General features: G+C 64.3%; 11 protein-coding genes. 3 read left to right on the top strand and 8 right to left on the bottom strand.

Features of this window, described 5'->3' with window-relative positions:
* Positions 1–149: 149 nt before the first annotated feature.
* From A9971_RS13970 to A9971_RS13955, 4 genes are read right to left on the bottom strand one after another with little or no spacing between them, the layout of a single operon-like run.
* A complete protein-coding gene (locus tag A9971_RS13970; protein WP_041115732.1) occupies positions 150–707 on the bottom strand; it encodes a DUF4136 domain-containing protein in 558 nt (185 codons plus the stop codon).
* Positions 708–745: 38 nt separating this feature from the next.
* On the bottom strand, positions 746–1354 hold the full coding sequence (locus A9971_RS13965) for a DUF4136 domain-containing protein (protein ID WP_019095460.1): 609 nt from the start codon (positions 1352–1354) through the stop codon (positions 746–748).
* 11 nt (positions 1355–1365) lie between these two features.
* Positions 1366–2115, bottom strand: coding sequence for a methyltransferase domain-containing protein (locus A9971_RS13960; protein ID WP_183000718.1), 750 nt, complete (start codon positions 2113–2115; stop codon positions 1366–1368).
* Entirely contained in the window at positions 2112–2417 is a 306-nt protein-coding gene (locus tag A9971_RS13955; RefSeq protein ID WP_011059051.1) for a MazG-like family protein, read from the bottom strand. The genes A9971_RS13960 and A9971_RS13955 overlap by 4 nt, the downstream gene beginning before the upstream one ends.
* Positions 2418–2607: 190 nt before the next feature.
* Between A9971_RS13955 and A9971_RS13950 the strand changes: the two genes are divergently transcribed.
* Entirely contained in the window at positions 2608–2901 is a 294-nt protein-coding gene (locus A9971_RS13950) for a hypothetical protein (protein ID WP_011059050.1), read from the top strand.
* Between the two features lie 67 nt (positions 2902–2968).
* Positions 2969–4315, top strand: a complete 1347-nt coding sequence (locus A9971_RS13945) for an MATE family efflux transporter (protein ID WP_011059049.1) — start codon at positions 2969–2971, stop codon at positions 4313–4315.
* Positions 4316–4401: 86 nt separating this feature from the next.
* Here the strand turns inward: A9971_RS13945 and speA are convergent, their stop codons facing one another.
* The 4 genes from speA to A9971_RS13925 all read right to left on the bottom strand — a co-directional run bounded on the left by speA (position 4402) and on the right by A9971_RS13925 (position 8701).
* Complete coding sequence (speA, locus tag A9971_RS13940) at positions 4402–6315, bottom strand: arginine decarboxylase (protein WP_011059048.1); 1914 nt, start codon at positions 6313–6315, stop codon at positions 4402–4404.
* A 222-nt stretch (positions 6316–6537) separates the two neighbouring features.
* Entirely contained in the window at positions 6538–6909 is a 372-nt protein-coding gene (locus A9971_RS13935) for a translation initiation factor Sui1 (protein ID WP_015634001.1), read from the bottom strand.
* Positions 6910–7093: 184 nt separating this feature from the next.
* A complete protein-coding gene (locus A9971_RS13930; protein ID WP_011059046.1) occupies positions 7094–7630 on the bottom strand; it encodes an NUDIX hydrolase in 537 nt (178 codons plus the stop codon).
* Positions 7631–7633: 3 nt separating this feature from the next.
* The gene (locus A9971_RS13925) at positions 7634–8701 is read right to left on the bottom strand and encodes a DUF2333 family protein (RefSeq protein WP_011059045.1); all 1068 of its coding nucleotides are present in this window, start codon (positions 8699–8701) and stop codon (positions 7634–7636) included.
* Positions 8702–8989: 288 nt separating this feature from the next.
* Here A9971_RS13925 and gcbA point away from each other — a divergent pair, with 288 nt between their 5' ends.
* Positions 8990–10657 (top strand): diguanylate cyclase GcbA, encoded by a 1668-nt coding sequence (gcbA, locus tag A9971_RS13920; RefSeq protein ID WP_015634000.1) that lies wholly within the window; start codon positions 8990–8992, stop codon positions 10655–10657.
* Positions 10658–10700: the final 43 nt, after the last annotated feature.

The following is a 10700-nucleotide window of genomic DNA, read 5'->3' as shown; positions in this document are numbered from 1 at the left end:
CTTTACCGGCTCGCAGCCGAGCGCTATCTCCATCGATGAAAGCAGTGTAGTCAAAGGCCGTGGCAGACGCCGGCCGGGGCGCAGGGGCGCCGGACTGGCGGCAGCAGGCAGGGCCGCACACCCTGTGCCGCCCTGCCCGGTCGAAGGTTTCAGTGGGGCGGGTAGTTCTGCAGGATGCGCGTCACCGTGGTGCGGACCGCGGCGCTGCGATCTGCCGGGTTGGGCGAGCTGCTGAGCATCTGCTCGTCGCTGCCGCGCCACACCAGCTTGCCGTCCTTGCCGTCCAGCAGGTCGATCTGGATGGTTGCCACCTTATAGGTGATGTTGCGGGTTTCGTTGTACATCGGCCCGCCCCAGTAGCCATTCCACGGGCCGCCCCAACCGCCGCCATAGTTGGTGGTGACCTGCTGCTGGCGGTCCTCGACGATCAGGTACGTCTGCACATTCAGGTCGGCCCGGGCACCACCCTGGGCCGGACGCAGGCCGCGCTGGTCCAGTTGCTCGGCCACCGCCTGGCGAATGCGCTGTTCGGTCAAGTCGCTCTTGATCCGTGGATCATCCGGGCGGTATTGCAGGGCGGGTTCTTTCCAGTTCCAACTGCGGTAGGCGCCAAAGTCCCGGCTGGCGTCGAAGTCATGATTGACCTGGTTGGCGGCGCAGGCACTGAGCAAGGCGGCACACACCAGTAGAGCGATTCGATGGAACATGCTGTTTCTCCGCTTGAAGACAAAAACCGGTGGCGATCCTAACTGGGAGGATAGGCCGCCATTGCCTTTTGCACCGCCTCACGCAAGGCATCGGCCCGCTCGCCGAGGCTGCCGCGGCTGCTGGTCTCGGCACTGGCGCTCCAGACCGGCTGGCCGCTGGCGCCGTCATACAGATTGACCCGCACCACCACCACTTCCACCTCGTAGGTGCGCACCACCGGCACGCTGCCGTACATGCCGTAGCCCGGGCCATAACGGTTATAGCCGCCGTAACCGCCATACCCGTAGTCGTCCTGGACCTGGCGCAGGCGCTTTTCCAGGTGCAGGTCGGCGCTGACCCACAGGTCCGCCGGCCGGTTGTCATGCACAGGGCGCAAACCCTGCTGATCCAGGGCATTGCTGACCGCCTCGGCAATCTGCGCCGAGTCGGCCCAGGCCGAACCGCTGGGCAGGCGGCCATTGAGCCAGGCCCAGTTGCGGTAGCGGCCATAGTCCCGTTGCGGCGCCGGGTAGGCGCTGCGGTCAAAGGTGTTGGCCGCTTGCGGCGGGGCCGGCGGCAGCGGATTGGAGCTGGCGACATAGGGGTTGCTGCCCTGACAGGCGGCAAGCCCCGAACACAGGAGGATCAGACCCAGGCGGTGTTTCATTGCACACTCCGTTAGACCGGCCGGCACAGCCAATGCAGATAACGCCCAAGCCCGGCGAAACTTGGGTGTCGACGGTGAGCCAGCTCCATTTCCAGCAGATCCGTCAGCTCGGCACGGGCCTGGAACTCCACCGGCATGTAATCGTGGAAAACCCGCACTCCGCTCTGGCTTTCGACTCGCCACAGGCCCTCAAGTTGCGCCGCCAGCTCGCGAGGATCAAGGGGCTGTTGCGGGGTCAGGCTCTGTTTCTCGCCGGCCATGTCGTTCTTGCGCATCTTGCGGAAGTGGCCCTTGAGCAGGTTGCGGTAGACCAGTGCGTCGCGGTTGTAGAAGGCCAGGGACAGCCAGCCATCAGCGGCGGTCAACTGATGCAGCACCGGCAGGATCGCGTGGGGTTCGGCCAGCCATTCCAGCACCGCGTGGCACAGCACCAGGTCGTAGGGTTCGGTCAGTTGCCCCAGCAGTTCCTGCCAGGGCGCCTGGATGAAGGTGGCCTGCTGCCCGGAGTCGGCAAAGCGCTGGCGGGCGCCTTCAAGCATGGGCGCGGCGGGCTCGGCCAGGGTGACCTGGTGCCCGCGCTCGGCCAGCCACAAGGACATGTGCCCCAGCCCGGCGCCGATATCCAGCACCCGCAGTGGCCGCTCGGGCAGCGCTTCCTTGAGATCGGCCTGGAGCACCGCCAGGCGGATCGCGCCTTTGGCGCCGCCATAGATCTTCTCGGCGAAACGGGTCGCCAACTGGTCGAAATGCCGGTCGCTCATGAGCAGAACCGCCGTTCGCTGTCCGCCAGCTTGCTGCGTACCACCTGGTCCATGTCCAACCCCAGCTCGCTGCACAGCAACAGCAGGTAGAGGACGATATCCCCCACTTCCTGGCCGGCATGGGCCAGCTTGTCTGCTGGCAATTGCCGCGACTGGTCCTCGCTCAGCCACTGGAAGATTTCCACCAGCTCGGCCATTTCGACGCTGGCGGCCATGGCCAGGTTCTTCGGGCTGTGAAATTGCCGCCAATCGTTGCGGTCACGAATGGCGTGCAGGCGTTGGGTCAGTTGCTCTAGGTTCATCGGGGTCTCCTGAAGGCGTATAGCTTCCGGGGGATGGGCGTGGGACGCAAGAGCGCTTTCGCCGGCAAGCCGGCTCCTCCAGAATGCGCAACCCCCGGCAGCTTCTATGCTTAACAGGGAACTCGCCACGGGTGTTCATGGCCCAAGCTTGAGCTCGGGCACTCGGCCCATCTTTCATCAGGACGCGCACATGCAGGTAGAAAGTTTCTTCGAATGGCTCGGCCAGGCCATCGGCTCGGTGATCCGCTTTATCGTCGACCTGCTCAGCGGGTTGTTCAATACCCTGACCCACGCCGGGGGCAACTTTGTCGACGGCCTGTCCCGCGCTCTGGGCATGGACACCTCGATCGTCAGCATCATTGCCCTGATCATCGGCCTGATGTTCCTGTACTCGGCGATCCGCGCCTTCATGCGAGCCTCGATCATCCTCGGCATCATCTGGCTGGTGCTCGGCCTCTGGCTGCTGAGCTGGATCATCCACTGATCCCCCCGCACTAACCCCCGGCGCCCGCGGGCGCCGGGTACAATGCCCGCTCTCGCAAGGAGCCTGCATGCCCCCCCTGATTTCCGATTGGCGTCACCGCCCCACCCATCGCCGTGTCTGGGCCCTGGCCGCGCCGATGATCCTGTCGAACATTTCCGTGCCCCTGGTAGCGCTGGTGGACAGCACGGTGATCGGCCACCTGCCCCACGCCCACCAGCTGGGCGCCGTGGCGGTCGGTGCCAGCCTCTATACCTTCCTGGCCTGGGCCATGGGCTTCCTGCGCATGGGCGCCACCGGCTTCGCCGCCCAGGCCGCCGGGCGCGGCGACGGGGCGGCGCTGCGGCAGATCCTGCTCCAGGGCTTGATACTCGCCATGGGGCTGGCGCTGCTGCTGGGCGCCATAGGCGTGCCCCTGAGCGGCGCGGCGCTGCACCTGATGCAGCCCTCGGCGGAGCTGGACCAGATGACCCGGAGCTTTTTCCACACCCGCCTGCTGGGCCTGCCCGCGGCCCTGGCCAGTTTCGCCCTGGTGGGCTGGTTTCTCGGTACCCAGAACGCCCGGGCACCGCTGGCCATCCTGCTCAGCACCAACGTGCTGAACATCGCCCTCAACCTGTGGTTCGTCCTCGGCCTGGACTGGGGCGTGGTGGGCTCGGCCCGGGCTTCGGTGATCGCCGAATGGAGCGGCGCGCTGGTCGGCCTGGCCATGACCCGGCCGGCCCTGCGGGCCTATCCGGGGCAAATCGCCTGGGCGGCATTGCGCCGCTGGCAGAGCTGGCGCCCGCTGCTGGCGGTCAATCGTGACATCTTCATCCGCAGCCTGGCCCTGCAGTCGGTGTTCTTCCTGATCACCGTGCAAGGCGCCCGCCTGGGCGATGCCACAGTGGCGGCCAATGCCCTGCTGCTCAACGGCCTGCTGCTTACCGCCCATGCCCTCGATGGCCTGGCCCACGCAGTGGAGGCCCTGTGCGGCCACGCCATCGGCGCCCATGACCGCCCGGCCCTGCGCCGCTCGCTGGTGGTAGCCGGTGGCTGGTCGCTGCTGGCCAGCCTGGGGTTCGCCGTGCTGTTCCTGCTGGGCGGCCACCTGTTCATCGAAATGCAGACCGATATTCCCGACGTGCGCCAGACCGCCTTTACCTACCTGCCCTACCTCGCCGTACTGCCGTTGATTGCGGTCTGGAGCTACCTGCTGGACGGCCTGTTCATCGGCGCCACCCGGGCTCGGGAAATGCGCAACGGCATGTTGCTGACCGTGCTCCTGCTGCTGCCTTTTGCCTGGGCGCTGCAAGGCCTGGGCAACCACGGCCTGTGGCTGACGTTCCTGCTGTTCATGTTCCTGCGCAGCCTGACCCTGGGCGCCTTCGCCTGGCACCTGCAGCGCCGCGACCGCTGGTTCGCCGAGGCTCGCTGAACCTCGTGCCCGCAGGCCGTACAGCCTGAATTGCGGGCAAAAAAAACCCACCGCAAGCGGTGGGTTTCCAGGGTTCGCCGGGGCTGTCAGGAAGACAGGTAGGACGAACGGGTCAGGCCCAGGCGCAATGCGTCAAGGAACTGGGTACGCTCGGCCGCGCTGATCTTGGCGCTGGCCACCTTGTCGCGGTAGTGGGTCATCAACTCCTCCGGCGACAGGTGCACGTAGCGCAGCATGTCTTCGATGGTGTCGTGGGTCTCGATCCCGGCGTGGTACACGCTGCCATTGGCCCGCTGGTAGATGTTCACCGAGTCGGTGTCGCCGAACAGGTTGTGCATGTCACCAAGGATTTCCTGGTAGGCGCCCACCAGGAAGATCCCCAGCAGGTAGTCCTCGCCCTCGTTGAGGCCGTGTACCGGCAGGCTGGTCTCGATGCTCTGCTCGTCGACGTACTGCTTGATCTTGCCGTCGGAGTCGCAGGTCAGGTCCTGCAGCACCGCGCGGCGCAGCGGCTCTTCGTCGAGGCGGTGCAGCGGCAGGATCGGCAGGACCTGGCCGATGGCCCAGGTGTCCGGCAGGCTCTGGAATACCGAGAAGTTGCAGATGTACTTGTCGGCCAGCTTGTCGTTGAGTTCGTCCAGCACCTGGCGGTGGGAACGCTGGCGCGCCTTGAGCGAGTTGTGCAGGCGCCGGCATACGGCGAAGTAGCACTGCTCGGCCAGGGCTTTCTCGGCCAGGGTCAGCTTGCCGTCGGCGTACTGGGCCGCCACGTCGCTCATGTAGTGAGTGGCGCGCCAGTAGGTTTCGGTGACCATTTCAATGTCAGTCGGGCCCAGCAGGTCCACCAGCCATTGCACGGTTTCCGGCAGCTCCTGCTTGTTGTCGATCTGCGGCACGTCGTCGTTGTGCTTCTCGACGTCGGTGACCTGCACCACCAGCATGGCGTGGTGGGCGGTCAGGGAGCGGCCGCTCTCGGAGAAGATGTGCGGGTGCGGCAGGCTCTGCGCGTCGCAGAATTCCTTGAGCATGCCCACCACCACGCCGGCGTAGTCGTCCATGTCGTAGTTGATCGAACTGGCGTTGCGCGAGTGGGTGCCGTCGTAGTCCACACCCAGGCCGCCGCCGACGTCGATGTGGTCCACCGGCAGGCCGAGGTTGCGCAGCTCGCCGTAGTAGCGGATCGCTTCCTTGAAGCCGTGCTGGTAGTCCGCCAGGTTGGCGATCTGCGAGCCCATGTGGAAGTGCAGCAGGCGGATGCCCTGGTCCAGGCCGGCGGCGCGGAAACGCTCCACCACCGACAGCAGTTGCGCCGCCGACAGGCCGAACTTGGACTTTTCACCACCGGTGTCGGCCCACTTGCTCGAAGCCAGGGACGACAGGCGCACCCGCAGGCCCACCTGTGGCTTGACCTTGAGGGACGCCGCTTCCTCGATCACCAGGCCCACTTCGGACTCTTTCTCGATGACGATGAACACGTTGTGGCCCAGCTTCTGGCCCATCAGCGCCAGGCGGATGAATTCGCGGTCCTTGTAGCCGTTGCAGACAATGGTGCCGCCCTTGGGCGCCAGGGCCAGTACCGCCAGCAGCTCCGGCTTGGAGCCGGCTTCCAGGCCGATGGAAACATTCTGGGTGGCGATGATGTTCTCGATCACCGCTTCTTGCTGGTTGACCTTGATCGGGTACAGGGCGGTGTACTTGCTCTGGTATTCCAGGCGCCCGATGTTGGCATCGAAGGCACCGGTCAGCTGGCGCACGCGGTCCTGGAGGATGTCCGGGAAGCGCACCAGCAACGGCAGGGACAAGCCGCTCTTGCGCAGCTCCTCGACCTGCTCGAACAGATCGATGGGCAAGCTGCTCGGGCCGTTCGGACGAACTTCGACGCGACCGGCGTCATTGATCGCGAAATACCCGGCCCCCCAATGGCGAATCCCGTAGACACTGCGGCTGTCCGCAACTGTCCATTGGCTGCCATCGTCTTTACGTGTGCGTCGTACGGACATCGAAGTCCCCTATAAAGAAGTCATAGAGCGCCGCCCCACTCCAGGGCTGGCGCAGTCTAAAGAATGAAAATGACGATTAGCCTGCAAGCGCAATAGACCGCGCCCGCCGTGCCGAGTTTAGAAACCGTTCATGAACAGGCTCTGTGAAAACCATGGAGACGACGCCGGTGTCCTGAGCGAATCAAGACAGGGTCCAGTCACAGGTGGTTTTCACAGAGGCTGCTAGCCGCCGGACTTCTTCGCCTTGAAACCGTGCTTGACCAGTTCTGCCAAGAGTAGCTCGACATGGTCGCCCTGGATTTCGATGACGCCGTCTTTCAGGGCGCCGCCGGTGCCACAGCGTTTCTTCAGCGTCGTGGCCAGCTCCTTGAGGGCATCTTCGGCCAGGGGCACGCCGGTGATGGTAGTCACCGTCTTGCCGCCACGGCCCTTGCTTTCGCGGCGCACGCGGGCAATGCCGTCGCCGGCCGGGATCACGGTTTGTTTGCAGATACAGGCGGCTACCGGCTGGCTACAGTCCGGGCAATGTCGACCTGCGTCGGTGGAAAATACCAGGCCACCAAGGGCGGCGAAGGATGCGGCTTTTTTGGCCACCGGCAATCCTCTTGGGAGGACAAAGACTGGTCGAAGCACATGGCGGTGCCATCGACCGCGAAGCCCCACTCAGGCAGGGGCAGCGCTACTGAACCAGGGCAGCCTGGTTCAGCTTGAAAAGTCGCGCAGTGTAACGGCAAAAAGCCCGGTTGCTAAGAGCCAATCAGCGCCAATTTATGCAACTTTAGCGACGCCGTGCCAGATAGCGCTGCAGGGCAGCCAGGGAGTCCGGGCAATAGGGCTTTTCGTGAATTTCCCGCAGCACCTGATCCAGTGGCATGAAGTGCGCTTCGAGGACTTCTTCCGGCTGCAGGCGCAGCGGGCCGTCCCACACCGCACAGAACGCCGAGCACCAGAGGCGGTTGCCGGTGTCCTCGAAGAAGAAATGATCGTGGGCGACCAGCTCCACCCCGCTCACCCCCAGTTCCTCCTCCAGTTCCCGGGCGGCCGACTCGGCGTAGCTCTCGCTGGCCAGGACCATGCCGCCGGCGGCGACGTCCCAGTAGCCCGGGTAGATGGCCTTGCTCAGGGTTCGCCGGTGCACGCACAGCTCACCGGCGGAGTTGAACAGCATGATGTAGGTGCCACGCCCGATCAGGCCGCGCTCGCGCAACTCGGAACGGACCATGGCGCCCAGCAACTGGTCTTCGCCATCGACCCAGGCAATCTGTTCTGCATCGGAGGCGGCGCGGTGGGCCGCCTCTTTGTCGGTTGCGACCATGGATCAGCCTTGATTGAGCAATTGACGCAAGTCGATGACCGCCGCGTTGGCCCGGGAAATATAGTTGGCCATCACCAGCGAGTGGTTGGCCAGCACGCCGAAGCCGCTGCCATTGAGAATCATCGGGCTCCAGACCGGCTCCTGGGACGCTTCCAGTTCGCGAATGATCTGGCGCACGCTGACGGTGGCGTTCTTCTTCGCCAGCACATCGGCGAAGTCCACCTCGATGGCCCGCAGCAGGTGCGACAGCGCCCAGGCCTGGCCACGGGCTTCGTAGAACACGTTGTCGATCTGCATCCACGGGGTTTCCACCACTTCTTCATCAACCTGCGGGCCCTGGCCCGGGGCCGGCACTTCGGTCTTCAGAGCAGTATTGAGCTTGACCCGGCCGACGCTGGCCGACAGGCGCTGGGACAGCGAGCCCAGGCGCGTGCCAACGTCACCCAGCCAGTTGTTGAGGTTGTCGGCGCGGGCATAGAACTGCGCGGTCTTCTGGTTCGGATCGGACAGACGCGCCTGGTAGCGGCTCAGGGAGTTGATGCCTTCCTGGTACTCCGATTCGCTGGACGGCAGGATCCAGCTCTTGTTGTCGAAGTTGAAGCGCGGCTCGGCCTTGGCCAGGTCGGCGTCTTCGGCGGACTGCGACTGGGAACGGGCGAAGTCCTTGCGCAGGGCACGGGTCAGGTCGCGGACCTGGACCAGCACGCCGTATTCCCAGCTCGGCATGTTGTCCATCCACAGCCCCGGTGGAAAACGGTCGTTGGAAATGTAGCCACCCGGCTTGTCCAGCAGGGTGCCGACCACGGTCTTCAGGGTTTCCACGGTGGTGTAGCCCACCACCATCTGTCGGCCTTCCTTCTCGGCGGCGATCTGGGCGTTCTGCTGGACCGGGAACAGCGCCGGCTCCTGGCTCCAGTACCAGCCCAGGGCACCGGTGACCAGCAGATACAGGCCCAGCAAGGTGGCCAGGGCACGACTGAACAGCAGGCCACCGAAATAGCTGCGTGTCGCCGACTTGGGTTCGGCAGCACGATCTGGCGCGCTGCCTGCGCGATTCTTCCAATCCAGCATGGCTATGTCCTTTCAATCACTTGAGTTCATCGGTTCGACCACAACCCTACTCCATCGTGCCTTGCCTTGACGGGATAAATCTTCCGGCAAATGCGCGCCGCGCAATGATTGCGAATCAGCTGGCCACTATAAATGAAGCACAGTCCGGAGCCTACGCGACCAGTCGGTCAGGAACTGAATAACGTCGCTTTGCACATTATTGACGTACGACACTCATGGGACACAAAAGTGGTGCTAGCATAGAGCCACCAGTCGATCTCAGCATGCACCCTAACTAGTAGTCAGGATATGACCGAGCCAGAAGACCCCAGCCGTGAGCGCCTCAAGCACCACTTTGCCCAGCGGGTAATTCATCAGGCACGTCAGATTCTTGAGATATGGCAGCGTCTGCAACGCAGCGAATGGTCGACCACCGACATGTCGGAGCTGTGCGAGGCCAACCTGCGCCTGCTGCGCTTCGCCGAACGTTTCGAACAACCCGAACATACCCAGCTGGCCCGCAGCATCAGCCAGTCCCTGGAAGCGGTGGACGCCAACCGTGGCCGCCTCAGCAGCAACCTGATCACCGACCTCAACCGCCTGATGCAGCGCCTGTCGCGCACCGGGCTGCGCCACGGCGACCAACTGGAACAGACCTTCCTGCCGCCCCTGCGCAAGCCGATCTACGTGATGCTGCAGGACCACGACCGGGCCGAGCGCCTGGCCAAGCAGTTGGAATTCTTCGGCCTCAGCGCCCAGTCCCTGGACAGCATTCCGGCCTTTCGTTCGTCCATGGTCGAACGCCTGCCGGCGGCCATCGTCATCGATGTGGATTTCTGCGGTGCCGGCATGGGCCTGACCCTGGCCGCCGAGGCCCAGGTCGGCCTGGAGCAGAAACTCCCGCTGCTGTTCTTCAGCCTGCATGAAACCGACACCCCGACGCGCCTGGCCGCAGTGCGCGCCGGCGGCCAGGAATTCCTCACCGGCACCCTGGAAGCCTCCAGCCTGCTGGAAAAAATCGAAGTACTGACCTGCGTCGCCCAGTACGAACCTTATAAAGTGCTGATCATCGACGACTCCCGGGCCCAGGCCCTGCACACCGAGCGCCTGCTCAACAGTGCCGGGATCGTCACCCGCACCCTGATCGAACCGATCCAGGCCATGGCCGAGCTGGCGGACTTCCAGCCGGACCTGATCATTCTCGACATGTACATGCCGGCCTGCACCGGCACCGAGCTGGCCAAGGTAATCCGCCACAACGACCGCTACGTCAGCGTGCCGATCATCTACCTGTCCGCCGAGGACGACCTGGACAAGCAGCTGGACGCCATGAGCGAAGGCGGCGACGACTTCCTCACCAAGCCGATCAAGCCCCGGCACCTGATCACCACCGTGCGCAACCGCGCGGCCCGGGCGCGCAACCTCAAGGCGCGGATGGTCCGCGACAGCCTCACCGGCCTGTACAACCACACCCATATCCTGCAACTGCTGGAAGACTGCAGTTTCCGCGCCCGTCGCGAGGGCAAGCCGCTGAGCTTCGCCATGCTGGATATCGACCACTTCAAGCGGGTCAACGACAGCCACGGCCACCCCATGGGCGACCGGGTGATCAAGAGCCTGGCGCTGTTTCTCAAACAGCGCCTGCGCAAGACCGACTTCATCGGCCGCTACGGCGGCGAAGAATTTGCCATTGTCATGCCCGACACCGACCAAGACGCCGCATGCAAGGTTCTGGACGAAATCCGCCAGCGCTTTGCCGAGATCCACTACCCGGCCCAGCCCCAGGACCTGTGGTGCACCTTCAGCGCCGGGGTGGTGGAAATGCAGGAGGATTCCGACAGCCTGATGATGGCCAGCCAGGCCGACGAAGCCCTGTACCGGGCCAAGCATGGTGGGCGCAATCGGGTCCAGGCCGCGCGATCAAGTCAAAGTGCCATCTTTTCATCCGAATCCACCGATTCGGTCATAACCTTGTAATACAAACGCAATAAATTCAGGCGCTTACCATTTAAGCCGTTGG

Origin of the sequence: Pseudomonas sp. UME65, assembly GCF_014170225.1 — a bacterium.
Taxonomy (GTDB): Bacteria; Pseudomonadota; Gammaproteobacteria; order Pseudomonadales; family Pseudomonadaceae; genus Aquipseudomonas; species Aquipseudomonas protegens.
Note: the sequence above shows the minus strand (reverse complement) of the source record. Positions and strands in the feature narration are given on the sequence as shown.